Here is a 24615-nt window from a genome sequence, read left to right on the forward strand (position 1 = left end):
AAGCATGAAAGGTTCTCATAGAATAATTGTTGAATCACGAAAAGTAAAATATGATTTTATTATAAAACGAAATATCACAATTCTTACAGGAGACAGTGGTTCAGGAAAAACCGTATTAATTGATCTCATTCATGATTACAGAAGATACGGTGCTGACAGCGGAGTACAACTCTCTTGTGACCGTGCATGCCGTACAATTGATAGTGAAGACTGGGAAAGAGAATTAAAAGAAATTTCAGATAGCATCATATTTATTGATGAGGGAAATCGTTTTCTAAAGTCAAAAAAATTTGCAGAACTGGTACAAGGTTCTGATAACTATTTCGTAATTGCAACCCGCGAAAAGCTTCCAACGCTTCCCTACAGCATTAATGAAATATACGGTTTTCGTGAATCCGGCAAATTCCATAATACCAGACAGACTTATAACGAACTGTATCATTTATACGGTGAAATTTCCGCAGAAACTACCATAGTTCCGCAAATGATAATTACAGAAGATTCCAATTCCGGTTACCAATTTTTTTCTGAATTAGCAAAAGCTCAAAAGATTACTTGTATTTCAGCAGATGGAAAATCAAATATCATTCAAAAGCTGGAAGAAAATCGAGATATAAAAGGAACAAAACTTATTATAGCTGATGGAGCTGCTTTTGGTTCTGAAATGCGTGAGCTAAATGTATATTTAAATAACATCGAAAATGCGGCGCTATATGCGCCGGAATCTTTTGAATGGCTGTTGCTCTCCTGCAATATTATACCAAATATAAATGTGCAAAATATTTTGCAAAAACCGGAAGACTATATAGAAAGCAAGGACTTTGTCAGCTGGGAAAGATTTTTTACTGCACTGCTGATAGATAAAACCAAAACTTCTTCTGTATGGTCTTACACCAAAAAGAAACTCTCAAAAGCATATTTGTCTTCTAAAGTTATAAATTCAGTAAAGAAATTTATGAAATTGATTAAATGGGTATAATCGCCGGGCCACTCGCTTCAAGGTGGCTCGGCGATTATCTATAAGTCTGCTTAACTTACTTCTCTTTCATCTTAAACGCAGCCTTTCCATTTTGTTTCACGTTATACAACGCGGAATCGGCGTTTCGGCACAGGGAGATGAAATCTTCGCCCTGATCTGGGAAAGCGGCTCCGCCGGCGCTGGCTGACAGCTGCACCTGTTCGCCGGTTGGAAGCGTCAAGTGAGAAATCATCCTCTGGAAATCTGCCATATAGTTCTGCACTTCTTCCACCGTCAGGTTCTTTAAATAAACTACAAACTCGTCACCGCCATATCGGCCGATAATACTTTCCGCAGGGAAACACTTCTTCATGGTTTCTGCAAAATGCTTCAGGCAGAAGTCTCCATTATTATGTCCATATGTATCGTTATAGCTTTTGAAATTATCCACATCAATAAAAATGAAAACCCCCGGCGTCTTTTTATACATTTCATCTTCCACAGACTTCTGAAATGCCCGGCGGTTAAGGATTCCGGTAAGAAAATCTATAGCGGACAGTCCCATATAAAGCTGTTTATCCTTTTTTTCCAGCTTCCCGATGCATTGACATCACCGCTGCTGATACAGGTAACATAATTCTGTGAATTCGCATTTAACAGCTGAACACTGATTTTTCCCTGAAGCAGTTCATAAACTCCCAGCTGTCTGAGGTTCTCTATCATAATAGACACATACAGACTGTGAATCTGCGAGGAATCCTTCACCGGGACAAAAACTGTCATAATCATATTTCCAGTCTGGCTGGACTGATAGGGATCTGAATTAAAGGATTGCTCTGATTCCAGTGCCTGCTGATTCAGATTCTTCTGCAGACGCTCCAGAATTTTTTCCGGTGTCTCCCCTTCCATGGACTGAATCATTTTCACATCTTCCTGTACATAATTTTGCAGGTATTCCATGGAATCATTCATTTTTTCCGCATACAGGCTTGTGATCAGTTCCAGATGTTCGGTATTATACTTCCGGGCAATTCTGCTGAGATGGAAGTACGCGGCCACAATAATGGCCAGACAGACGGCCAGATATAAAATAAACAGTAATTTTTTTCTCGCTGTCCGGGTTGGAAATACAGGTATAATCCACCACTGCTGATTCTTCTTCCGCCTGAGCCTGATCTGTTCCTGAATTTATCCCCAAGTTCTGGGAACAGCCTCCCAGCAGAAACGCGGCAGATCCCAATACAGCAGCCAGGCCTAGCTTTATTTGTTGTCCTTTAAAAGGTGATTTACTTTCAAACATTTGTACTTTCATAAAATCTCCAGATAGTTTACTGCTCTTTTTTACAATTATATACCCCGCCCAAATCCGCTGTCAATCTAAAACAAAGCCGACAGAGTTTTTTGTTCCCTGTCGGCTTCTGCTGAAAATCTTAATTATTTTTCTTTCCCATGCGGTGTTCTTACTTAAAAATGCAGCTGTCCCTGCAGCCAGATCAATCCCTTGAAACGCCGGCCAACTTCCGGTTCTCCAAGAAGATCGGCTTTGTTTATGCAGACATCAAACTGAATATCATTGCACTCAATTGTCATCTGGCATAATTCTTCGCCTGTGAGAATATTTTTGAATGTGACATATTCCAGGATTTCTCCCATAATACTGTACTGGTCACACTCGATTCCATGAGGCATAAAATAAGAATCTACAATGGTAAATACATCATCTGTCACAATACGCTCGGAAATCATGGAATACGTGTCCATATCTTCCATGGTAAGGTCTTCCATGGCCTCCTCATCACCGTTTCTGGCTGCTGCGATCAGGTTATTGCGGTTCTTTGTCAGCTCCCGCTCTACTTTCACAGCTTCCTTATCCTTCTGCACCGGGAAAAGAATCTTTCCTTCTCTTGCAAGTCCGGTAATGGTCAGCGGCTGTCCCTCACGTAAATTTCCCTTATATTTCTCCAGCATATATTCTGCCGGATTCTGCAGATAAAAGATCAAAGTCACACCAAGACGCAAATCATCGCATGCACCTGCATAGGACTCTTTCTCAGAATGTCTTTCCACAACTACATGCTCCTGGGTCGTGATTCCTGTGCCGCGAAAAAATGGAAATGTATATTCCACGTGAAACTCATTTTCCTCGTCATACTGCCCACAGACTGTAATTCCGCAGTCGCAGCCATAATTCTTGGAATATTCCACAAAAACTCCGTCTGGATGATTTTCTACCGCAATTTTTTCATCGTAAGTACTCATCACATCCCGGATAATTTCCTGCATTTCCTTGCGTGACTTCACTTTCGAAAAGCCAACAGCTCTTAAATAACTGTGCACACTATCACCTCCCTATTCTATGATTTAGGCTTCTTATTTCATAATGTTTTTGTACGATATGATATGTTCTCTTCTGCCGTTTGTGACTGTTTTATTTTTCGTCCGCAAAGCAGAAATTCAGTTTAAAGTTCTGTTTTACGGACTTTGTTGTTTCTTGTCAAATTAAGTCTTATTTATTGGACTTTTTCTCGATTTTTGTCATTCCGCCCATGTATGGCTGAAGTGCAACTGGAATATTTACGCTTCCATCTGCATTCAGGTTATTCTCAAGGAATGCGATCAGCATTCTTGGCGGAGCAACTACTGTATTATTTAAGGTATGTGCAAGATATTTCTTGCCATCTTTTCCATTTACACGGATTTTCAGACGACGAGCCTGTGCATCACCAAGGTTGGAGCAGCTTCCTACCTCGAAGTATTTCTTCTGTCTTGGAGACCATGCTTCAACATCAAGAGATTTCACTTTCAGGTCTGCCAGGTCACCGGAGCAGCATTCCAGTGTACGAACCGGAATATCCAGGGAACGGAACAGATCTACTGTGTTCTGCCACAGCTTGTCAAACCACATTTTGCTCTCTTCTGGTTTGCAAACTACGATCATTTCCTGTTTCTCGAACTGATGGATACGATATACACCTCTCTCCTCAAGTCCGTGAGCACCTTTCTCTTTACGGAAGCATGGAGAATAGCTTGTAAGAGTTTTCGGAAGCTCTTCTTCCGGAATGATCTGGTCGATAAATTTACCGATCATGGAATGCTCACTGGTTCCGATCAGGTAAAGGTCTTCGCCCTCAATCTTGTACATCATGGCATCCATCTCAGCAAAGCTCATAACGCCAGTAACAACGTTGCTTCTGATCATGAAAGGCGGTACGCAGTATGTGAAGCCTCTGTTGATCATGAAATCACGGGCATATGCGATAACTGCGGAATGAAGTCTTGCAATATCGCCCATCAGATAGTAGAATCCGTTACCAGCAACACGTCTTGCGCTGTCAAGATCGATTCCGTCAAAAGCTTCCATAATCTCTGTATGATATGGAACTTCGAAGTCCGGGACAACCGGCTCACCGAATTTCTCAATTTCTACGTTCTCGCTGTCATCTTTACCAATCGGTACAGATGGATCAATGATGTTCGGGATTACCATCATATCTTTCAGAAGCTCTTCCTCTACTTCTTTCTCTCTCTTGGAAAGCTCCTCGATACGCTCGCCGGACGCAGCAACCTGTTTCTTAACTTCCTCAGCCTCTTCTCTCTTGCCCTGGCCCATAAGAGCACCGATCTGTTTGGAAATTTTATTTCTCTCTGCACGGAGTGCCTCAACTTCCTGTTTGATCTCACGGTTCTCTTTGTCCAGCTCCAGAACCTTGTCAACCAGTTCCAGTTTGCTGTCCTGGAATTTGTTTCGGATGTTCTGCTTTACCACTTCCGGATTCTCTCTCACAAATTTAATGTCTAACATGTCTTCCTCCTGTACTGATACGTTTTTTGTATCTGTTATTTTTCATTTCTTTTATTTGTGAATTATATAGACAATACCGCCGGCGGGCGACATGCCTGTTTATTATTTTTTGCTGATTTCTTATTGCTGCTTCAATCTCTGTTATATAGGAAAGTTTCTGTAGAAAACCTTATTCATCTTTCTCAATATTTTCCAGACCGAAATTAACAGCTTTTCGTAAAGCTTCCAGTTCTTCCTGGCTCAGCATCACATAGGACTCTCCCTTTACGATTTCTTTCAGATAAAGGAAGCAGTTGTCTCTGCTGTGCACTGCATTCAGAATAACACCTGAATTATCCTGATCCAGAAGTGCAAGCGCAAAGCTCAGTTTACCTCCAACGTCATCAAATGCATCATACTTCTCAACGCCATATTTACTGAACATGGTTTCCAGATGGTGTTTGATCAGATTGATGTCATGTTCATGATCTTCTTTCGCTTCATAAAGACGATCGATCTGGGCAAATTTGCGTACAAATACTTTTTCAAGAGATTGTGCGTCACTGCCTTTCATGAACACTTTGTATTTACGTTCCAGGCGGCTGATCCGCATCTTGCTGCTGAATACATTTACAGCCAGAACGATTGTCAGAATCAACAGTAAAATAATAATGATGCCAGGGTCCATTCCCAGGCTGTCAAAAATACTGCTCATGCACACTCCTTATCTTATTGATTCAAATAATTCAATGATTCTTTCCAGTTCGTCTCTGGAATAATATTCAATTTCAATTTTACCTTTGTTGTTCTTCTTTCTGTGGATGAAAACCCGGGTTCCTACGATTCCCTTCATTTTCTCCTCGAGGCTTTCGTATATTGCATCTTCCGCAGTATTTACCTGCTTTTCCGCTTTTTTCTTAGGCGGTTCAACAATATGTTTCACAAGTTTCTCTGTTTCGCGAACACTTAACTTCTCGTCGAAAACCTTCATTGCCACGCTTGCCTGTTTGTCCTTGTCAGGAATAGCAAGGATGGCACGGGCATGTCCTGCTGAGATCATCTCGTCAATGAGCATCTGCTGAACTCTTTCGTCCAGCTTCAGAAGACGAAGGGAATTGGTTACTGCAGTTCTGCTCTTGGAAACTCGCTCAGCAATGCTGTCCTGTTTCAGTTTAAACTCATTGATCAGGCGTTTGTAGGCCATTGCCTCCTCAATCGGGTTTAAGTCTTCCCGCTGAATATTCTCAATCAGGGAAATCTCTACAACCTGCTGGTCGTTAAACTCTTTGATAATAACCGGAACTTCTTTCAGGCCAGCCAGCTTGGCAGCTCGCCATCTTCTCTCGCCTGCAATGATCTCGTAGTAGTCACCTTTGTCAGATACCAGAAGCGGTTGTAAAATACCGAACTGTTTAATGGACTCTGATAATTCTACCAGAGCATCCTCATCGAACTGTTTTCTTGGCTGAGTTCTGTTCGGCTCTACTTTCGAGATTTTCACAAGCATTTCTGTTTTCTTTACTTCTGTCGGCGCATCTGCAGTCATTTCTTTTTTGTCTGAAGCGGGGACTGTAGTTTTTACACTCTCAGCCTCCTGCTTTGGATTTACTTCTTTTGTAATGGGCTTTGGTACTGGTTTCTTCTCTGCTGGTTTCTCAGGGAAAAGAGCATCCAGTCCTCTTCCAAGTCCTTTCTTCTTGACTGCCATTATTCAACCTCCCTGTTTATCACTTCTTCTGCAAGAAGGCGATAGCTTTCTGCTCCGGTAGATCTGGGATCGTAAATCGTGATCGGCTGTCCATAGCTTGGAGCTTCTGCCAGTCTGACATTTCTTGGGATAATTGTCTTGTAAATATTCTGCTGCAGATTTTCCTTAACATTCTCTACTACCTGCAGTGACAAGTTGGTGCGCGCATCATACATAGTGAATACAACGCCTTCGATTTCCAGATTGTTGTTCAGTCTGTCTTTGACCAGATCAATTGTATGTATCAACTGTGACAAACCTTCCAATGCGTAATACTCGCACTGGATTGGAACCAGTACGGATGTGGCTGCTGTAAGTGCATTGATGGTGAGCATATTGAGAGATGGCGGACAATCGATAATAATATAATCGTAATTGTCCTTTACTTTATCTGTAATCTCTTTCAATATGTATTCTTTATTGTCGATACCGACCAACTCAATTTCTGCTCCAGACAGATTTACATTAGACGGTATTAAATCCACATTTTCTACTACATCTTTTACAATTGTTGTCTCAACATCTGACTGTCCTACCAGAAGTTCATATAAGGTATCTTCTACTGCATTTTTGTCAACACCTAATCCACTGGTAGTATTTCCCTGAGGATCCATGTCAATCGTCAGAACTTTCTTTCCCTGTTCTGCAAGGCATGCCGAAAGGTTAATCGCTGTTGTTGATTTACCAACGCCGCCTTTCTGATTTGCAACTGCAATCGTTCTGCCCAATATCAACCCTCCCTTTCATAAGATTTTCGAATTGCTTCACTTTTCCATAGTTTCTTCAATCCTATCATAGAACTATTGCTATTATAACACTTTTAAAATTATCGTGCCACATAATGTTTCACGTGAAACATAGAAAATGCCTTTTTATTTTGTAAAAATATTGTCTATTTTTATCTTTAAAATTATTATACCCACTTTGAATGTAATTCAAACGGGTAGGTGATATTTATTAATGATAGGCTCAATACTTTGTAAAAGGGCGGTTTAGGTAATCAAGGCGGACGCTTTCCCCCAGGTGTTCCGGGGGAAATCTGGTTGTTGAAATCTATTGCTCCACAGAAGTGAATGCAATGCGCATGAAATGTTATGGCTTAAAGTTACAGCTAAAACTGATTCCAAGATAATCGGCTACATAACATCCTGTAAGAACACTTGATATTACTGTGCATAGAACAACGGATCTTAATTAAATTCTTCAGATTTTATCTCTACTCCCGAAATGACCACTTAATAATAACGGGCAGATATTGTGTATTGGTTAAAACTCTCCCCAGCGCCAGTGAAAAAGTATCGTTTTAGCGCATTCCCCTTACCAGTAACCAGTGAGCTCGCAAGGTATATTCGTGAGCAGGTCATTTCAGGAGCGGTCTTAACGTAGACGAGATCCACTGTCTACGGAGACTTAGCATCGAAGGCTCTCCTGAGATGCTTAGTCGCAGTTGACAGTTAGCTTGGCGGAGTGTTGCGACGACCTGCGATGAATATACCTTGTGAACTCGCGTCCGGGCAACGATTGCTTCACTAAGCCGCCCTTTTAGATATCAACCGCAGAGTGTACAAATCCCACAAAATTATTGTAAAATTCACCTGTAAGGCGTATAATATACATACAAATTCAAAGGAGGTTCTCTATAAAAATGAAAGAAAGTAAACACAAACTTTTGACTCTGGCTGCCTTAACCACTATCGCTGCTGGTGTCATCCATCTGTCCAATAGAGTGATTGTTGCCTCTTCACAATTAAAAGAAATGCTCGATTTTTCCAACCACAACTACTACAAATGGCGTTTCGGAAAAATATATTATACAAAGAAAGGCACCGGTTCTCCTATTCTTTTGATCCACGATGCCATGCCTGGTGCAAGTGGATATGAATGGTCACGTGTTGAGAAACATCTTGCCCAGGAGCATACAGTTTATACTCTCGATTTGTTAGGATGCGGACGTTCTGAAAAAGCTGGAATTACATACACTAATTTCCTCTTTGTACAGGTCATCTGCGATTTTATCAAGAATGTTATTAAAGAAAAGACTGATATAATTGCCAGTGGCTTCTCATGTTCATTTGTTACTACTGCTGCCGCATATGACAAAGAAAACATTAATAAAATTATGTTTGTCAATCCTGTAAGTATGGCTTCCCTGGCCCAGATTCCTACTCAGAAAGACAAAATATTTAAATTTCTCGTAGAACTGCCAGTGTTTGGAACCTTTATTTATCATATAAATGTTTCACGTGAAACAATTAGTGATTTCTTCCTGGATAAGCTTTACTACAATCCATTCCACGTAGATGGTGATGTTTTGGACGCTTACTACGAAGCTGCTCATAAGGGTGGTTACTATGCCAAGTATTTATATTCAAGCCAAAGTGCTAAATATATGAATATTAACATTCGTCATGCCCTCAGCACACTGGATAACAGTATTTATATTGTAGAAGGCGAAGACGAGTCAAACGGTGCAGGAATTGTAGAAGACTACTGTAAAGCTAATCCAGCAATTGAGTCCGCAACCATTCCTTATTCCAAGCATTTCCCACATATTGAAAACGTAGAAGCGTTTCTCGAACAGGTTGGGGCGTTTTTCGATTAACGCCATTTATTTTTTATATAACAATACTCGCTTTTTCTTTTGTTATTTCAAAGTCTTGAAATGTTTTTTAATAACATTTCAAGACTTTTTCATTGTTCACTTATTCATTTTCTTATCTTTTGCACATTTTGTGATATGTATTTTCATCATAATATTATCTTTTTCTCGCTATTTATCTCTTTCTTTGCGCATTTCATCTAATATATTGATATTTTTTATTTTTGGCAGGATTATTTTTCCTAATTAGGCTGCACGTATTTTGTTATTATTTTTATATTTCCTCATTGTTTTGTTTGTTGTTTGCACAATGTGTTTTGGATTGTGCCTAGAAAAGTTTTTCTGTGAAACAAAGCACGTGAAACGCAAGAATAATCTTTCAGGCGTATTCTAATGTAACGTTCCCTGCGCGCTTATTAGTAAGGCGTATGTTCTGACGCTTTTATTTTATGTCGATTTTCATTGCTATTTTCTTTTGCAAGTCCTATTTTTATCTCTTTTGCTTTCAAAAGTGCTATTTTTAGTACTTTTATTATTCTTTTATTGTGGCAGTCCACATTTTCGTGCTTTTAATATATTTTCCGACATTATTTTCGTACTTTGTAAGTGGATTTCACACGACTAAAGTCGCGTGCTCCTCAGTCGCTTTAAGCGACAAGGCTAAATATCGGCGGATACGCCTGTAACTTAGGATATGCGCAGTCATGCGCTTTTCCATGCCAGATATGGCAGGTTCCAACATCACAGGTAGTCCGCTGTATATCTGCCTGTGTTTATGCTGCTCTTAAAAGTTCCATTTCTAAAAATAATTCTCCTAAGTCCGCATATACACATGAGATCCTACGCTTTACTGAAGGGACTTTTGCCTCCAGTAAAGACCTTTCCGTTGCCGGAAGGGGTTTTAAAAGTTCTCTGATAAAATATCTTGCCCCGATATTATACGATGCTGACAGATCACAGTTATATCTTTTTCCGGTCTGGAATACACAGAGGCTGTGGTTTTTCGGGTCACGGGATACCCTTCCGGAGCCATCATATGCAAGCCTGCTTGTATCCCATGCGCAGACTCTGGATACCCGCATCCCTTTTCTATGTGCCTGATGTTCACAGCGTTTCTGGATATCCCGTTTTCTCCACAGATGCAGTTTCTGTTTTTTCTCTCCGGATATCTTCCCCTGCATTTCCAGATATTCGAATACGATCACATCTGCATGGTTTTCCTCTGCATATCTTATGATTGCACCTGCGATCTTCTTTCCCAGCTCTATATTCAGGCGTTTCGTATATGCCCATCTTCCCCGTGACTGCGCAGAGCCGTGTTCCCTCTGGAACTTCCGGATCCGTCCCAGCGTGCGATACATCCAGTCTTTTTCACTGGGATGATTGATAAATCTTCTTCCCAGGACAGTTCCGTCTGCCCGCATAATGGTACAGACTGCATCGGTATTGATCCCCAGATCCACACTGCAGATGACCTGTTCTTTTACCGGTGTTTTTGTAAGTGTTATTTCTTTCGTATAGGAAAAACGCAGGAAATATTTATGGTGTCTTTTCTCCAGTATCGGGGGCAGATGCCTTTTTCCCCGACCAGTTCTTACGAAGATATTCCATATCTGTATGGTTTAAACGCACACAAAACCATTTCCAGTCATGGCCATCATACAATTTCAGATATGCTTCCTCTTTTCCTTCTGCTCCCTCTCTGTACATGACACCACGGTAAAAAACAGGCATGGCATGATTCTCATACACCAGTTTGGGCATCCCTGTTTTTTCCCCTGACTTTGTCCACAGATCCATCCGTGTTTTGTAAGAAGATACACTTCCCAATGCATGCCGGATTGCAGCTCTTCTGAGGTAGGATGGCATCTTCGGGAAGCGGAAGTCAAAATCAAAACGTGCAGGATTTTTTTCGTAGTATGCACCAGATGCTCTGCGGCATTAAAACGCCTTTTAGCATCCGGGATCTCTTCCAGTTCTTCCCACACCTGCTCATATATTTCTGTCAGATAGCTGACCGCAGACCGATAGAGTCCCAGTGTCTGGCGGATCGGGATATTCTGTTTTCGTGCTTCTACGCCATAGCTGGATACTGTCTGCATCTCTTTTCCTCCAACAAACCATTTCTTCTGTCAGGCTTTTTTCTTTTTCCTTTTGTCCTTCGATGTAAACAAGCAGATGGATATGGTCCGGCATCACCTCCATTGCCAGGATCTGAAATTTATATTCTTCTGCAAGATCCTGTAACATTTCTTTACATTCTGTATCGATTCCATTTTTTAAAACCTTTTTCTGTATTTTGTACACCAGACAAGATGATACTGCAAAGAACAGCCATATCCCCTACCATATGAAAGTTTGTTATATCTATATCAAATATATCTTTTCCATATAAATATTATATCATATGTATCTGTTTGTGTAAACGTTTGTTCTGTTTTTTGTAAAAAAATTTGCGCGTCTAACTCATCACTGGAAGTAACGAGAATGCGACGCGCAGTTATTCAAAAACAGTAAAGATGCATGATAGTAAAACACATTCCGCGATGCAAAAGTAAGTTTCCGCAGAATGTCTATTTTTTTGTGAAACCCAAAAGAGTAAAAGAGCTCCGATGCAAAACTAGCATCTTAGTTTTACATCGAAGTTCTTCAAATTTGCCGCATCAAAAGCCAGCTACATCAAATTATTTTATTTCTTATCCAACCCGTTTTCGCAGTCTATCATTCTGCAGCATCTGTTTCGTCTTCCGCCAGGCTATTAGAAGCAGCAGTTCCCTCTTCTTCAGTGTTATCATCCGTATCACTTGTACTGTTCTCCTCTATCCCTGCAACAGTTTCAAATGCCTGGAATAATTCTTTCGCTGTCATTTTGTTTATCAGATATGTTTTTCTATCTGTAACGGCAGCATAGTAATTGGTATCGTAGGAGTAATATTCTACGGTTGTTTTATTTCCGTCAACATCTGTGAAATCTACTGTCATTTCAGGGTCTGCGTTTGACTCAAATTTGTCAGTAAGTCGTTTTTGTGCAGCCAGGTTGATCAGTTTATTGTAGAAAGTGGTAAATGTAGCACCGTCCAGCTCGGCGCCATTCAATTTATAGGACAATGTTACAGTCGCGGAACTTGAGGCATCCTCAGCACTGTCATCTGCACTGTTATCTACATCAGCCTCATCACTGCTTTCCTCTTCTTCCGAAGATGTTTCACGTGAAACATTTACAGTGTACTCATCACCTTTGTAATTTACATCCAATGTTTCCAGGTTATTAACTGACAGATAACTTACTGTCAGATCCCAGAAATCGGCAGCTGTTTTTCCCAGGAAGGTGTCCAGCGTATCTTCTGAAATTGTATAGATTTCATTGCTGTCATTTACGCGTACATATCGTCCGCCGTCAGATGACTCATCGCCAACCTGAATCACAAGCTCGCGATCAACCATCTCGGTCTCAACCTCTTCCTCAGAATCTGTGTCAGCTTCATCTACAGCCTCTTCTACATCTCCCTCGGAATCCGCAGTAGCTTCGTCTGTATCTGTATCGTTCGCACTTTCTGCATCATCATTTTCTGCTGTGTCATCCGCCGTGCTCTCCTCAGAATCGGCAGCTTTTTTCTCATCCTGGTTCGCATTCTCAGGTGCCTCTGTAGCGTCCTCTGAGCCGTTTTTAGCCTCATTTTTCTCATCAGCGGAGTCTTTCTCGACTTCTTCCTGATAATCCACCGTAATTTCAGCATAAGGCTTATCCAAACCATACTGAGAAAGCTCTTCATCTGAGCAGTCGTAGTTAACAAAGCTTGCATATGCCATGCCAGAAACGGCACTTGTCAGGGATGTAGTTTTTGCAGAATCTGCCTTTTCCGTGTTGCCGTTTTCTGTTATGTTCCAGAAGTTATTTTCATCCTTTTCAATGCTATAGGAAAAATCTTTTCCATCCACAGACACTTTACTTATTGTGGAGGAATCCACTGTTGGGAAAGTTCCGCTCTCAGCAAAGTCATACAAGGTTCCTTCAAAGGACTGGAATGTGGAATTGCTAACTACATAAACAGTGGAGGAATCTTTATCCAGGTCAATGTATTCCTGGCTGGTAGAATCATTCTCCATGCCAACGCGAATAACCGTTTCACTTCCATCTTCCATTGTCACTGTGATTGTATTTTCCGGCTGATCCAGCTCGTACTCAGAAGCGTCTTCCACATCTTCCAGTGTTCGTTCCGCTTTCACAGAGCTCAGGGAGCTGATCAGAGTATCCATTTTATCCTGGTCTACAGGAAAAGCAGTCTCATCGCTTTTCACCCAGGAATCTCCATCTTTCTCAAAAGTAACTTCTTTTTTATCCATTACAAATTTAACAGATTTTACATCATCGGACGCAATAGAAATAATCTCCTGAGATTCCTCCTCATCGGCTTCTGCCTCTTCGGCATCCTGCTTCGCCACGTAGGTTTTTACACCTACGTAAGCTCCGCTGAGAACAACCAAAACGCCCACTGCTGTAATAAGATTTACAGATTTTTTCTTCATCAGGCTTTTCTCCTCTTTAACCAGATCATAAATCCAACTAACAGGAATGCTCCCGGAATCAAACCAATCACACAGATCTTCCAGAAGCTTGCATCATATGCTGTCAAAGTCAGATAAGATACTTCCAGGCTCTTGGACGGGATAGAGACTGTTGTGCTGTCCTCCGTGTCAACAAGAGCACTTAAGGAAGCCATTACCAGTTTCTCATTTCCGCCGGAAACCATCTGGTTCACCTGGCTCTGAAGTAAATTTGATGTTGAATAATAAATAATGTGCGTTTCTTTATCAGTATCAACAGTCTCTGTAATGCTTACACCCAGATCAAACGGACCATCAACATCTCCATCTTCTTTTGAAAGAGTTCCGCTGTTCACATCCGTCTTGGAATAAGCACTATCAGAGGTTGTGAGAAGACTTTCAATCGTTACAGTATCTCTTACATCTTCTGATTTCTGAATTCCCTGTGCGTATGGCATAAGAATATAATATCCAGAAGAAACAAGATCAGAAGTAATGTCTGTACTATTTATGGTAGGTACCAGATAATATGGCATCTGTGCCGCATAGTGCTGGGAATCTCCCTCAAACACCAGGCCATCTACTCGATTTACACCATAATTTTCAAGTACAGCGTCAAAATTCGGCATTTCCTGTCCGGTGTAATCAGAGAAAATCATTGCTTTTCCTCCATTTTCCAGATACTCGATCAGCGCTGTTTTCTCATTTTCTGAGATATCGGTTGTAGGCGCATCAATCAACAGACAGCTCGCATCCTCTGGAACGCTTCCCTCTGTAAGCAGATTCAGGGACTTAATCTCCATGTTGGCTTTCTCAATGTCTTCCTTCACTGTGGAATCCAGATCCTGCTCTCCATGTCCCTCTAATGTATACATCACCGGCAGGTTCTCGCTGGTTACATATGCAATGGCACTTGTAATCTGTCCTTCTCCATCGAACCCTGTTGTCTTATAACTGTATGTGTTGTAATCAAGGGATGATTCGTATATATTGTTATAATTTACAACTTTATTCCTGTCACCGCATACAATAATCAGACTGTTGGATGATAAATTATCACTTGTGTATTCACTGATAAATTTCGGATTTACCACCGGGTCCTTCTGTTCTACAGTAATATGATCAGACTCATCTGCATATCTCTGAAGCAGGTTGCTGATGTTTTCGTCCTCACTTCCTCTCTGGGCAATCTGATATATGATCACATCTTTGTCCAGATCCTTCAGCATTGCTTTTGTTTCATCTCCGATTGTATAAAGTTTTTCGGAGCTGATATCAAGCTGGGTGTATTTAGAAGGAAGATTTCCAACTATCATATTTATAACAATAATGATAGCAACAAATACAACAATCATAATAGAACTGTAGCTTCCATTTTTCAGATACTTTTTGTTAATTGTATCTTTAAACTTTTTCCTTTGTTTTTTGCTACTATTGTTATTGTTTTCTGTCTTCTCTACACTTTCCGTATTTTCTTCGTTTATGTTGTTATTGTTATTATTTTTCTTACTAAAAAACATTTCTTCCCACCTCCTTAATTCCAGCGTCTCTTCAGTATTGTCTGCATGGTAAGGAATATGCAGATTGTAATTACAGATACAAAGTACAATACTCCAGTCACATCAAAAATACTGTTTGTGAAATTTTCAAAGTGAGAGCTTAAATTAAATACTTCCATCACTTTCTGGATTCCGCCTTCAAACACACTGGATTTTACTACATAAATAATCACCAGCACAGCCTCTCCAGCTACACAAATGATACCTGAGATCACTGCATTTTTGATCATGCTGTAAATCATAAGGCTCAGTGCAATGATCAGAAGTCCAAATGTTACGCATGTGGACATTGCGGTCTGTGAAAAGAAGGATGAAATACCGTTCATCATATAAAATGCGAACAAAAATACAAAGGTCAGAACCGCAGCAATTACCTGGCTCTCAGTGATTGCTGAGAAAAATACGCCGATTGCAATGTTTGCACAGCCCAGAAGGAAAAATCCAAGGAGCGCTGTGTATGCGGATCCAAAAGCTACTGTTCCGAACTTTGACATAAGCAGCGGATAAGTTGCCAGAACTGCAACAGGAATTGCATAAATGGTAACAAGTGCCAGATATTTTCCCATTACAATGCCGAACACAGATACCGGAGAGGTCAGCAGCAGCTGATCGGTTTTCTGTTTTCTTTCTTCAGCAAGTACACGCATGGTCAGGATCGGCACTGCGATCAGGAACACAAAGGTCATAGCATTTAATGTGTATTCAAATTTTGGATATGCTGCTGTAAGCTGATATGCGGAGAAATAAATTCCCGCAATAAGCAGTACAAAGAACATAAACAGATATCCAACCATAGAAGTCAGGTAGCTTTTCAGCTCCCTTTTATAAATAGCAAGCATGGTTTACTCTTCCTCCTTTTCCTCATCGGATCCGTTTTCTTCTGCTTCACTTTCCCCAGAATCTTTTTCATTCAGATAGTTTTCTGCATCTGCAGCGGTTTTAAAAAACGGCTTTCCTGAATTCTTTTTCTCCGGATTTTTATCTTTCTTCTCACTTTCCGTAAGTTCAAGGAAAATCTCCTCCAGAGATACTTTCTTAGACTGCATTTCAAGGATCGGACAGTCAGCATTTACCATGCTGTAGAATACTTTCTCACGTACATCCGTATTCTCCTCTGTGCCCACTGTGACGCTGTATACGCCTTCTTCTGTGCTCTTTGTATCTTTCTTAACCGTAACCTCTTTCACGCTTTCTACGCTCTCTAAAGCGGCTCTGATGGTGTCTTTCTGACCCTTGACAAGAAGATTCAGGTTGTTGGAGCCTGCTGCCAGTTTTCCAAGATTCTCAGGTGTATCGCTGGCTACCAGCTTTCCATGGGAAATAATCAGCACGTAATCACAAATTGCACTGACTTCGGAAAGAATATGGGAGCTTAAGATTACGGTGTGTTTCTTTTTCAGGCCTTTGATCAGCTCTCGGATTTCGTTGATCTGTTTCGGGTCAAGGCCTACCGTTGGCTCATCCAGAATAATGACTTCCGGGTATCCAAGCACAGCCTGTGCAATACCAACCCTCTGTCTGTAACCTTTGGAAAGGTTTTTGATCAGACGGTTTTTCATGTCTGTGATTTTTACCATATCCATAATTTCTTCGATCATGGATGCTTTTTTAGCTTTCGGAATTTTCTTCAGATCTGCAACGAATTTCAGATATTCCAGAACTGTCATATCAAAATAAAGGGGCGGCATTTCGGGTAAGTATCCGATGCATTTTTTTGCCTCCTCAGGTTCTTCCAGAATATCATGACCATCAATTACTACTGTTCCCTCGGTGGATGCAATATATCCGGTTATCATATTCATGGTTGTGGATTTTCCGGCGCCGTTAGGACCCAGAAATCCGTAAATCTTACCTTTCTCAATTTCAAAAGAAAGGTGGTCTACAGCGGTATGGTCGCCATAGCGTTTTACCAGATTTTTTACTTCAATCAAGTTTCTTTACCTCCTTCAAGTTGCAAGCATCAGGAGTATCCCTGACAACTTTCTATGATAATTCTATGTACAAACTGTGAGGAAATTTAGATGATTGTGTGAGAAAAGTGTGATTATTTTGTGTTGGAAATGTGTTTTGGAAAGTAAAAAATTCCAGGCAGCAAAATCTGCCCGGAATCTTCTTTTTAAGACTTACGCCAGCGGCTCTTTAGAGGGCAATCCAGCCTTCCTTGGATACTTCTTTGCAGTTGGTTTTACCTTCTTGATTACGACGAAAGAACGGTCCATATCAGTGTCCATAAGTGGGAATTTTACCACGTCCTGAACTTTGCCGCCGAGGATTTTTACGGCATTTTCGGCCTGGGTAAGTTCCTCGTCGATCTTACCGGATTTATAGGAAATAAAGCTTCCGCCTTCTTTTACAAAGGGGATGCAGTACTCGGAAAGAGTACTTAAATTGGCTACAGCGCGGGAGACGCAGAAGTCGTATTTCTCCCTGTGCTCTTTCTGTTTGGCGTAGTCTTCAGCTCTTCCGTGGACTGCGGTTACGTTCTTAAGCCCCAGCATTTCAATTACCTCATTCAGGAAATTTACCCTTTTGTTCAGGGAATCCAGAAGGGTAATCTTCAGCTCCGGAAAGGCAATTTTCAGTGGAATTCCAGGGAATCCGGCGCCGGTTCCAATGTCAATGACAGATTTTCCTGCAAGCTTATTCTGGTCAAAATTACTTACCTTTACAATCGAAAGGCTGTCCAGGAAATGCTTCAGAATTACTTCCTCATACTCGGTAATTGCAGTCAGATTCATCACCTTATTTTTCTCCACAAGGTACTCATAATAGGTGATAAACTGCTTTTTCTGGTCCTGGGAAAGGGCAATTCCAAGCTCTTCAAGGCCTTTCTCAAAGAGAGTTAAATCGTATTCCATATATGTCTCCTTACGTTAAACTGCTTTTTATTTTTATCCGTTAAAACGTACCAAATTAATGATTCTTCCCGTACTGCTCCATATACACTAACAGTACCGAAATATCAGCCGGGGAAACGCCGGAAATTCGGGATGCCTGTCCAATGGAAACCGGTCTGTAAAGTTCCAGTTTCTGGCGCGCCTCAATGCGCAGGCTCTTTACTTTCTCATAGTCCAGATTTTCAGGAATCTTCTTAGCTTCCAGCTTCTTAAACTGCTCTACCTGCTTCATCTGGCGGCGAATATAGCCGTCATATTTAATATTAATATTCACCTGTTCCTGCACATCCCAGGCAAGCTCCGGTCGATTCTTGTCAATAGGAGCCACATCCTCATAAGAAAGCTCTGGTCTGCGGATCAGTTCAGCAAGGCTGATTCCGGACTTCAAAGGGGTGCTTCCCTTGCTTTCCAGAAGGCTCTGAACAGCCTCTGTCATACCTACATTTGTATTCTCAACACGCTGGATCTCTTCTTTGATCAGGCGCTCTTTTTCCACTACTTTTGCATAGGTTTCATCATCCACAAGACCTACTTCCCAGCCTTTTTTGCGAAGTCTCAGGTCCGCATTATCCTGACGGAGAAGCAGACGATACTCTGCACGGCTGGTCATCATACGGTACGGTTCATGGTTTTCTTTGGTAACCAGATCATCAATCAAAACGCCGATATAAGCCTCAGAACGATCCAGGATCAGCTGGTCTTTTCCCAGTACTTCCATGGCCGCATTGATGCCTGCGATCAGTCCCTGGGCTGCTGCCTCCTCGTATCCAGAGCTTCCGTTAAACTGCCCGCCGCTGAAAAGTCCTTTGATTTTCTTAAATTCCAGTGTTGGATAAAGCTGTCTTGGATTGATGCAGTCATACTCGATCGCATAAGCATTTTTCACGATTTTGGCATGCTCAAGGCCTGGTACGCTGTGGTACATTGCCTCCTGCACATCCTCCGGAAGGGAGCTTGACATACCGCCAATATACATCTCATTTGTGTACATGCCTTCTGGCTCGATAAACACCTGATGTCTCTTTTTATCTGCAAAACGAACTACTTTATCCTCAATAGACGGACAATAACGTGGACCAGTTCCCTCGATCATACCGGAATACAGCGGGGAACGATCCAGGTTCGCGCGAATAATATCATGGGTAGTCTCATTGGTGTAAGTCAGCCAGCAGGATTTCTGCTCAATCTGCACGTCCTCCGGGTCTGTGGAAAAGGAAAACGGCACCACTCTTTCGTCACCGAACTGTTCTTCCATTTTGCTGTAATCAATGGTATTTCCTGCAATTCTGGCAGGTGTTCCGGTCTTGAAACGGAACATTTCGATTCCAAGCTCCTTCAGGGAATCGGTCAGATAATTTGCCGCCTGAAGTCCATTGGGGCCTGTATAATTGCTTACATCACCGTAAATACATCTTGCCTTCAGGTAAGTTCCGGTACACAGAACAACTGCCTTACAGTGGTAAACTGCGCCAGAATAAGTCTTCACTCCGGTGATTTTCCCATCCTCAACAAGAAGCTTGGTTACTTCTCCCTGGCGGATAGTCAGGTTCTCCTGATTCTCCAGAGTCTTTCTCATTTCGTTGCTGTATGCCTGCTTGTCGGCCTGGGCGCGAAGGGAGTGGACAGCCGGACCCTTGGAACAGTTCAGCATTTTGGACTGAATGAAGGTCTTGTCAATATTTTTTCCCATTTCGCCGCCCAGGGCATCCAGTTCACGTACCAGATGGCCCTTAGAGCTGCCCCCTACATTGGGATTGCAGGGCATCAGTGCAATACTCTCTGCACTGACTGTAAACATAATGGTATCGAGCCCCAGTCTTGCGCCTGCAAGTGCTGCCTCACAGCCTGCATGACCTGCACCAACCACTACAATGTCATAATTTTCTTCCAGTGTTTTCATGATCAATCTCCTCGTATAATCTACACATCCATTATTTTCCCATACAGAATTTACTGAAGATCTCGTTCACCAGATCCTCGCCAACTTCCTCTCCTGTAATCTTTCCAAGGCTTGCGTAGGCAGCCATCAGATCAATGGAAAAGAAGTCCTCCGGCATGCCGTCCTCGATGCTTCTTCGCACCATGGAAAGGCTTTGGGCTGCCTCCTCCAGTGCCTCCTTGTGGCGGGCATTGGTAATATAAACCTCATCATTAAAAGAAATCTTTCCGCTGAAAAACATGGACTTAATCGTCTCAGCAAGCTGGGTGATTCCAGTCTCTTCTTTGGCAGAAATGGGAATCACTGGATGAGAAGTTCTCTCTTCCAGCGCCTCCATGCTTACTGCAGACGCAAGGTCTGTTTTGTTATAAAGCACAATGGCTTTTCTGCCTTTCAGCATCTCTATGATCTCTTCATCATTTTCGTCAAGAAGTGTGGAACTGTCAACCACGTACAAGATCAGGTCCGCATCTTTTGCCGCCTCACGGGCACGGGATACGCCGATTTTCTCCACTACATCCTGGGTTTCACGGATTCCCGCAGTATCCACAATTTTCAGCGTGATTCCATGAAGAGTGATGTACTCTTCCAGAATGTCTCTTGTGGTTCCCTCAATATCCGTTACAATGGCCTTATTTTCCCCAACCAGAAGGTTCAGAAGGGAAGACTTGCCGGCATTTGGCTTTCCTACGATAACAGTCTCAATTCCCTCTCGGATGATCTTTCCGTCTGAGGAAGTTTTCAACAGGCCGTCGATGGATCTCTGTTCTTTTTCCACAATTCCGAGAAGCTTCTGTGGATATCCATCAAGGCTGATGTGCTCCGGGTCATCAAGTGCTGACTCAATAAAAGCAATTTCATAAATCAGATCATTCCGGATCTCCTTGATTGTCTTCTGGACAGAGCCTTTCAGCTGGCTCATGGAACTTCTCAGGGCATATTCATTCTTCGCCTGGATCACATCCATAACAGCCTCTGCCTGGGAAAGGTCCAGTCTGCCGTTGAGGAATGCCCTCTTGGTAAACTCTCCCGGGCCGGCTATTTTAGCACCGTTTTTCAGGACGGTCTCCAGCACACGGTTCATGGCATAGACACCGCCATGACAGTCAATTTCTACGGTATCTTCTCCTGTGAATGTTTTGGGCGCGCGCATAACCATAACCAGAACTTCATCTACCGCTTCTTCCCCATCATAAATATAGCCATAGTGAATGGTATGGGTGGGTACTTCTTTGATCTTCTTTTTCCCGCCCTTGGAACGGTAAATGCGGGATATAACGTCCATGGCTTCCGGGCCGCTGATTCGGATGATTCCGATTCCCGAAGCACTCACAGCAGTAGATATCGCTGCAATTGTTGTATTCATGTGATTTCCTCCATGTTTGATTGCTTCTCTTATTATACAAAAAAAATTATCCCAGGGAAAGACATGAAAACAAAAGCCTAATGCTTCCGTTCTTCCATCTTTCACCTGGAATAACTTAATCATTTACCATCTTTTTAATTTTACTACAACGTGGCGGTATGGCTCTTCGCCCTCGCTGACAGTCTCCACATACTTGTTGCCCTGAAGTGCTGAGTGAATGATTCTTCTCTCATATGGGTTCATTGGCTCAAGTACAACTGGCTTTCTTGTCTTCTTAACCTTGTAGGCAATTCCTCTTGCAAGATTCTCCAGAGTCTCCTTGCGGCGTCTGCGGTAATCTTCTGTATCAAGCTTCACCCTGATATAATTGGTCTTGCCCTTGTTTACAACAAGGCTTGTAAGGTACTGCAGGGAGTCAAGGGTCTGTCCTCTCTTACCGATCAGGATTCCCATATCCTCTCCTTCAAATGCAACCTCAAGGCATCCGTCATTTGTGTTGTATTTGGAAGTGATCTCCACTTCGCCAAGATTCATGGATGCAAATACATCGCGAAGGAATGCAATTGCTCTGTCCTCAATGTCTTTAATCTCAGCCGGATCGGTGATGATCTCAACAGGCTTGGACTGCTTTGGCTTCTCTTCTCTTGGCATTTTTTCTTTTACAGGTTTTTCTTTTGCCGGACGTTCTTTAAAATTTTTCTCTTTTGCAGGGCGCGGCTGTTTTTCCTTTGTATCTTTAAAAGGTTTTGGCTCTTTCGGCTCTTTTACAGGAGCTTTTTCTTTCACCATCTCACTCTTTTGAGCCGGCTTCTCAGCTTTTGCAAAAGCCTTAGGTGGCTTTTTATTGTGCTCTTCTTTAATCGCATCAACCTTAACAGTATCTACGATTTCCTGTATTTCATCCTCTTCAGAAACAGTATTGATCTTGCGTGCTTTGATAATTGCCGGTTTGCTTCCGATACCAAAAAATCCGGAACTACCTTCAGAAACCACTTCAATATCCAGCTGATCACTGGACACACCTAATTCGATACACGCCTTGGTGATTGCTTCATTCTTCGTTTTTGCTGAAAACTGGATAAACTCCTCCATCTATGAAACCCTCCGTTCCCGACCGTTACTTCTTCTTGTTTCTTTCGTCAAAATCCCTGACCATATTTGCTTTTGCTGTAATACTTCCAGCCTTCGCATTTCTTGCTTTCTGGTAGGATTCCTCAACTTTTCTGGCTCTTTCTTCTGCATTTGCATTGCTGGAGCCTTTGTCAATCTTGGTATTAATATTTTTTGTAGACTGATTTGCCTGATTGGTAATCTTCTGCGGTGGAAGTCCTTCTTTGGTACGCTTCTTTTCAAGCTTCTTCATGTTTTCATTAATCAAATCATTAATGTCCATCTTATCCAACAGGCGGTTAATCACCAGCTGCTGTATGCTTCTTACAACTGCACTGGCAATCCAGTAAATACCAAGACCTACCGGGAAAGTAAAACAGAATACAGCTGACATAAGCGGCATAACTGTATTCATAGTCTTCATGGAAGCCTGCATAGTATCATTACTGTCACCAGAAGCTGCTGCCTGCGGCATCAGTTTATAGCTTAGCACCTGAGTAGCCCATGAAAGAATAGGAATCATAATTGCAGCAATTGCCAAAGCTATGGAAGCTCCTTCAAAAGCAGCCTTAATGTAATTCAATGGCTGGTCTGCAATGTTAAGTCCGAAAAAGTTCTGCATCTTTGAAATCTCAGCAGCTGTTGTATTGATAGTATCTGAAAATCCGCTGAATTGATTCATAGATGCAAGATCCTTCCACTGAGAAGGAGACAATGCATAAAGGAAGTCAATCACAGAATCACTGGTAGCCTTACCATTATCCAATGCAAGCTGTACACGGGTCATTTTATTGTCTGTAATAAAATTCTGAATCAGATCTGTATATCCGCTTACGCCAATAATCTGATCGACAAGACCTGTAAATACAGTCTTTACGCTTCCAACATAACCCGGAATTTTGTAAATTACCTGCCATAATGCCATCAGGACAGGAAACTGAATTAACAGCTGAACACAGCTTCCGGTAGGTGAAACACCGTATTTCTGATATACAAGCTGAGTTTCTTCCTGCATTTTCTGCATGGATGCCTGGTCTTTTTTATCTTTGTATTTCTTCTGAATCTTCTGAAGCTCTGGCTGCATAACACTGCTTAACTTAGAGAACTTTTGCTGCTTAACCTGCAACGGTGTCATAAGCAAATAGATAATAATACTAAAGATAATAATACAAAGACCCAGGTTCTGAATACCCACCAGATCCAGGACTCTGTAAATTCCATCCATGATCCAGCCCATAATTGAAGCCAGCTGACCAATAATAGGAATACTGCTCTTCGTTAATAAAATCATATCCAAGTTTGTTTCCTCCTAGGCTTTAACTATTCAATTGTCAATGTTTTGCTGTATATAATTCCGGCTTACAATGTCATTTATTGTACTTTTATTGTAAAAATATTATCTTATAAATCTATCATTGTAAAAAGAACACTTTACAGCACCTTTTATGGTACAGGGTCGTATCCACCATGTGAAAAAGGATTACAGCGCAGAATTCTCCACGCTGCAAGAAGCCCGCCCTTAAGCGCACCATATTTTTCGATTGCTTCTAAACCATACTGAGAACATGTGGGAATATAAGGACATTTTGTTCTCTTCATCGGCGATATATATTTCTGATAGAGACGAATCAATCTGATCATAATATTTTTAGGTTTCCATCTGTTCATAATATGACCCTCCCACGGAACGATCTGCGAGTACTACTGCTCTCCTGCCTGACCTGATCCGTTCTCTGATTCTTCTGAATGAACCTCAGCCTCACGGCGGATCTTCATTCTTCCTGCAAGGTGCATAAGTGCACTCTCGATCTCCTGGTAGGTCCTGTCCTTGGCATTTGGCCTTGCGACCACTACAATGTCCAGCCCCTGACGAAATGATCTCTCATTCAGGCGATAGCTCTCTCTGATCAGTCTGGTGACTCTGTGGCGTACCACACTATTCCCTACTTTTTTGCTTACTGATATTCCCAGACGATTCTCCATGTGCCTGTCATGGTTCTCAAGCACATACATCACCAGATACCGATTTGCCTGTGATGTTCCTTTTCGGTATACTCTTTGGAATTCGTTATTTTTCTTTAAGGAGTCTGAGTATTCCATCTGATTCTCCTTTT

Annotated in this window: 25 protein-coding genes; 2 read left to right on the forward strand and 23 right to left on the reverse strand. The window is 41.8% G+C overall.

What is annotated here, in order from left to right:
- The first annotated feature begins 4 nt into the window (after positions 1-4).
- Positions 5-979: a hypothetical protein gene (locus DWZ38_RS02140; RefSeq protein WP_117849585.1), complete on the forward strand. Its 975-nt coding sequence runs from the start codon at positions 5-7 to the stop codon at positions 977-979.
- Between the two features lie 55 nt (positions 980-1034).
- Here DWZ38_RS02140 and DWZ38_RS02145 read toward each other — a convergent pair whose 3' ends face one another.
- The 8 genes from DWZ38_RS02145 to DWZ38_RS02180 all read right to left on the reverse strand — a co-directional run bounded on the left by DWZ38_RS02145 (position 1035) and on the right by DWZ38_RS02180 (position 7214).
- On the reverse strand, positions 1035-1523 hold the full coding sequence (locus tag DWZ38_RS02145; RefSeq protein WP_117849588.1) for a GGDEF domain-containing protein: 489 nt from the start codon (positions 1521-1523) through the stop codon (positions 1035-1037).
- On the reverse strand, positions 1505-1918 hold the full coding sequence (locus tag DWZ38_RS02150) for a hypothetical protein (RefSeq protein WP_195588337.1): 414 nt from the start codon (positions 1916-1918) through the stop codon (positions 1505-1507). The genes DWZ38_RS02145 and DWZ38_RS02150 overlap by 19 nt, the downstream gene beginning before the upstream one ends.
- 55 nt (positions 1919-1973) lie before the next feature.
- A complete protein-coding gene (locus DWZ38_RS02155) occupies positions 1974-2270 on the reverse strand; it encodes a hypothetical protein (RefSeq protein ID WP_021926602.1) in 297 nt (98 codons plus the stop codon).
- A gap of 152 nt (positions 2271-2422) precedes the next feature.
- The gene (locus tag DWZ38_RS02160; RefSeq protein ID WP_021926601.1) at positions 2423-3295 is read right to left on the reverse strand and encodes a DUF3881 family protein; all 873 of its coding nucleotides are present in this window, start codon (positions 3293-3295) and stop codon (positions 2423-2425) included.
- Between the two features lie 169 nt (positions 3296-3464).
- Positions 3465-4760, reverse strand: a complete 1296-nt coding sequence (gene serS, locus DWZ38_RS02165; RefSeq protein WP_117849593.1) for a serine--tRNA ligase — start codon at positions 4758-4760, stop codon at positions 3465-3467.
- 169 nt (positions 4761-4929) lie between these two features.
- Positions 4930-5454, reverse strand: coding sequence for a DUF4446 family protein (locus DWZ38_RS02170; RefSeq protein ID WP_021926599.1), 525 nt, complete (start codon positions 5452-5454; stop codon positions 4930-4932).
- 9 nt (positions 5455-5463) lie between these two features.
- A complete protein-coding gene (locus DWZ38_RS02175) occupies positions 5464-6447 on the reverse strand; it encodes a ParB/RepB/Spo0J family partition protein (RefSeq protein ID WP_021926598.1) in 984 nt (327 codons plus the stop codon).
- Positions 6447-7214, reverse strand: coding sequence for an AAA family ATPase (locus DWZ38_RS02180; protein WP_021926597.1), 768 nt, complete (start codon positions 7212-7214; stop codon positions 6447-6449). The genes DWZ38_RS02175 and DWZ38_RS02180 overlap by 1 nt, the downstream gene beginning before the upstream one ends.
- A gap of 917 nt (positions 7215-8131) precedes the next feature.
- On the opposite strand from DWZ38_RS02180, the gene DWZ38_RS02185 reads away from it, so the two are divergent.
- Entirely contained in the window at positions 8132-9088 is a 957-nt protein-coding gene (locus tag DWZ38_RS02185; RefSeq protein WP_021926596.1) for an alpha/beta fold hydrolase, read from the forward strand.
- 770 nt (positions 9089-9858) lie between these two features.
- On the opposite strand, the gene DWZ38_RS22625 is transcribed toward DWZ38_RS02185, so the two are convergent.
- The 15 genes from DWZ38_RS22625 to rnpA all read right to left on the reverse strand — a co-directional run bounded on the left by DWZ38_RS22625 (position 9859) and on the right by rnpA (position 24601).
- On the reverse strand, positions 9859-10548 hold the full coding sequence (locus tag DWZ38_RS22625; protein ID WP_243000119.1) for an IS200/IS605 family accessory protein TnpB-related protein: 690 nt from the start codon (positions 10546-10548) through the stop codon (positions 9859-9861).
- Positions 10549-10624: 76 nt separating this feature from the next.
- The gene (locus tag DWZ38_RS22630) at positions 10625-10849 is read right to left on the reverse strand and encodes a hypothetical protein (protein WP_243000120.1); all 225 of its coding nucleotides are present in this window, start codon (positions 10847-10849) and stop codon (positions 10625-10627) included.
- Complete coding sequence (locus DWZ38_RS22635; RefSeq protein WP_243000128.1) at positions 10753-11187, reverse strand: hypothetical protein; 435 nt, start codon at positions 11185-11187, stop codon at positions 10753-10755. The genes DWZ38_RS22630 and DWZ38_RS22635 overlap by 97 nt, the downstream gene beginning before the upstream one ends.
- Positions 11078-11335 (reverse strand): transposase, encoded by a 258-nt coding sequence (locus DWZ38_RS22640; RefSeq protein ID WP_243000121.1) that lies wholly within the window; start codon positions 11333-11335, stop codon positions 11078-11080. Before DWZ38_RS22640 ends, DWZ38_RS22635 begins: the two co-directional genes overlap by 110 nt.
- Before the next feature lie 471 nt (positions 11336-11806).
- Complete coding sequence (locus tag DWZ38_RS02200) at positions 11807-13612, reverse strand: DUF4340 domain-containing protein (RefSeq protein WP_117849595.1); 1806 nt, start codon at positions 13610-13612, stop codon at positions 11807-11809.
- The gene (locus DWZ38_RS02205) at positions 13612-15150 is read right to left on the reverse strand and encodes a GldG family protein (protein ID WP_117849598.1); all 1539 of its coding nucleotides are present in this window, start codon (positions 15148-15150) and stop codon (positions 13612-13614) included. Before DWZ38_RS02205 ends, DWZ38_RS02200 begins: the two co-directional genes overlap by 1 nt.
- Before the next feature lie 14 nt (positions 15151-15164).
- Entirely contained in the window at positions 15165-16028 is an 864-nt protein-coding gene (locus DWZ38_RS02210) for an ABC transporter permease (RefSeq protein ID WP_117849601.1), read from the reverse strand.
- Positions 16029-16031: 3 nt separating this feature from the next.
- Positions 16032-17120 carry an ABC transporter ATP-binding protein gene (locus DWZ38_RS02215; protein ID WP_117849603.1) on the reverse strand — a complete coding sequence of 363 codons (1089 nt, stop codon included), beginning with the start codon at positions 17118-17120 and terminating at the stop codon, positions 16032-16034.
- 192 nt (positions 17121-17312) lie between these two features.
- Positions 17313-18047 carry a 16S rRNA (guanine(527)-N(7))-methyltransferase RsmG gene (rsmG, locus tag DWZ38_RS02220; protein ID WP_117849605.1) on the reverse strand — a complete coding sequence of 245 codons (735 nt, stop codon included), beginning with the start codon at positions 18045-18047 and terminating at the stop codon, positions 17313-17315.
- 55 nt (positions 18048-18102) lie between these two features.
- Positions 18103-19986 carry a tRNA uridine-5-carboxymethylaminomethyl(34) synthesis enzyme MnmG gene (gene mnmG / locus DWZ38_RS02225; protein WP_117849608.1) on the reverse strand — a complete coding sequence of 628 codons (1884 nt, stop codon included), beginning with the start codon at positions 19984-19986 and terminating at the stop codon, positions 18103-18105.
- A 31-nt stretch (positions 19987-20017) separates the two neighbouring features.
- Entirely contained in the window at positions 20018-21391 is a 1374-nt protein-coding gene (gene mnmE / locus DWZ38_RS02230; RefSeq protein WP_117849671.1) for a tRNA uridine-5-carboxymethylaminomethyl(34) synthesis GTPase MnmE, read from the reverse strand.
- Positions 21392-21514: 123 nt separating this feature from the next.
- Complete coding sequence (gene jag / locus DWZ38_RS02235; protein ID WP_117849610.1) at positions 21515-22483, reverse strand: RNA-binding cell elongation regulator Jag/EloR; 969 nt, start codon at positions 22481-22483, stop codon at positions 21515-21517.
- A 25-nt stretch (positions 22484-22508) separates the two neighbouring features.
- On the reverse strand, positions 22509-23792 hold the full coding sequence (gene yidC / locus DWZ38_RS02240) for a membrane protein insertase YidC (protein ID WP_117849673.1): 1284 nt from the start codon (positions 23790-23792) through the stop codon (positions 22509-22511).
- Between the two features lie 152 nt (positions 23793-23944).
- Positions 23945-24169, reverse strand: a complete 225-nt coding sequence (gene yidD, locus DWZ38_RS02245) for a membrane protein insertion efficiency factor YidD (protein WP_021925157.1) — start codon at positions 24167-24169, stop codon at positions 23945-23947.
- A gap of 33 nt (positions 24170-24202) precedes the next feature.
- On the reverse strand, positions 24203-24601 hold the full coding sequence (gene rnpA / locus DWZ38_RS02250; RefSeq protein WP_021925156.1) for a ribonuclease P protein component: 399 nt from the start codon (positions 24599-24601) through the stop codon (positions 24203-24205).
- Positions 24602-24615: the final 14 nt, after the last annotated feature.

This window comes from Ruminococcus sp. AF31-8BH, from assembly GCF_003460605.1.
In the GTDB taxonomy this organism is placed as follows: domain Bacteria; phylum Bacillota; class Clostridia; order Lachnospirales; family Lachnospiraceae; genus Blautia_A; species Blautia_A acetigignens.

Bases quoted from the DNA above. Each gene is read 5' to 3' on its own strand.
- DWZ38_RS02140 (WP_117849585.1), top strand. From the start codon at position 5: ATGAAAGGTTCTCATAGAATAATTGTTGAATCACGAAAAGTAAAATAT.
- DWZ38_RS02145 (WP_117849588.1), bottom strand. From the start codon at position 1,523: ATGGGACTGTCCGCTATAGATTTTCTTACCGGAATCCTTAACCGCCGG.
- DWZ38_RS02150 (WP_195588337.1), bottom strand. From the start codon at position 1,918: ATGGAATACCTGCAAAATTATGTACAGGAAGATGTGAAAATGATTCAG.
- DWZ38_RS02155 (WP_021926602.1), bottom strand. From the start codon at position 2,270: ATGAAAGTACAAATGTTTGAAAGTAAATCACCTTTTAAAGGACAACAA.
- serS (WP_117849593.1), bottom strand. From the start codon at position 4,760: ATGTTAGACATTAAATTTGTGAGAGAGAATCCGGAAGTGGTAAAGCAG.
- DWZ38_RS02170 (WP_021926599.1), bottom strand. From the start codon at position 5,454: ATGAGCAGTATTTTTGACAGCCTGGGAATGGACCCTGGCATCATTATT.
- DWZ38_RS02175 (WP_021926598.1), bottom strand. From the start codon at position 6,447: ATGGCAGTCAAGAAGAAAGGACTTGGAAGAGGACTGGATGCTCTTTTC.
- DWZ38_RS02185 (WP_021926596.1), top strand. From the start codon at position 8,132: ATGAAAGAAAGTAAACACAAACTTTTGACTCTGGCTGCCTTAACCACT.
- DWZ38_RS22630 (WP_243000120.1), bottom strand. From the start codon at position 10,849: ATGCCCAAACTGGTGTATGAGAATCATGCCATGCCTGTTTTTTACCGT.
- DWZ38_RS22635 (WP_243000128.1), bottom strand. From the start codon at position 11,187: ATGCAGACAGTATCCAGCTATGGCGTAGAAGCACGAAAACAGAATATC.
- DWZ38_RS22640 (WP_243000121.1), bottom strand. From the start codon at position 11,335: ATGTTACAGGATCTTGCAGAAGAATATAAATTTCAGATCCTGGCAATG.
- DWZ38_RS02200 (WP_117849595.1), bottom strand. From the start codon at position 13,612: ATGAAGAAAAAATCTGTAAATCTTATTACAGCAGTGGGCGTTTTGGTT.
- DWZ38_RS02205 (WP_117849598.1), bottom strand. From the start codon at position 15,150: ATGTTTTTTAGTAAGAAAAATAATAACAATAACAACATAAACGAAGAA.
- DWZ38_RS02210 (WP_117849601.1), bottom strand. From the start codon at position 16,028: ATGCTTGCTATTTATAAAAGGGAGCTGAAAAGCTACCTGACTTCTATG.
- rsmG (WP_117849605.1), bottom strand. From the start codon at position 18,047: ATGGAATACGATTTAACTCTCTTTGAGAAAGGCCTTGAAGAGCTTGGA.
- mnmG (WP_117849608.1), bottom strand. From the start codon at position 19,986: ATGAAAACACTGGAAGAAAATTATGACATTGTAGTGGTTGGTGCAGGT.
- mnmE (WP_117849671.1), bottom strand. From the start codon at position 21,391: ATGAATACAACAATTGCAGCGATATCTACTGCTGTGAGTGCTTCGGGA.
- jag (WP_117849610.1), bottom strand. From the start codon at position 22,483: ATGGAGGAGTTTATCCAGTTTTCAGCAAAAACGAAGAATGAAGCAATC.
- yidC (WP_117849673.1), bottom strand. From the start codon at position 23,792: ATGATTTTATTAACGAAGAGCAGTATTCCTATTATTGGTCAGCTGGCT.
- yidD (WP_021925157.1), bottom strand. From the start codon at position 24,169: ATGAACAGATGGAAACCTAAAAATATTATGATCAGATTGATTCGTCTC.
- rnpA (WP_021925156.1), bottom strand. From the start codon at position 24,601: ATGGAATACTCAGACTCCTTAAAGAAAAATAACGAATTCCAAAGAGTA.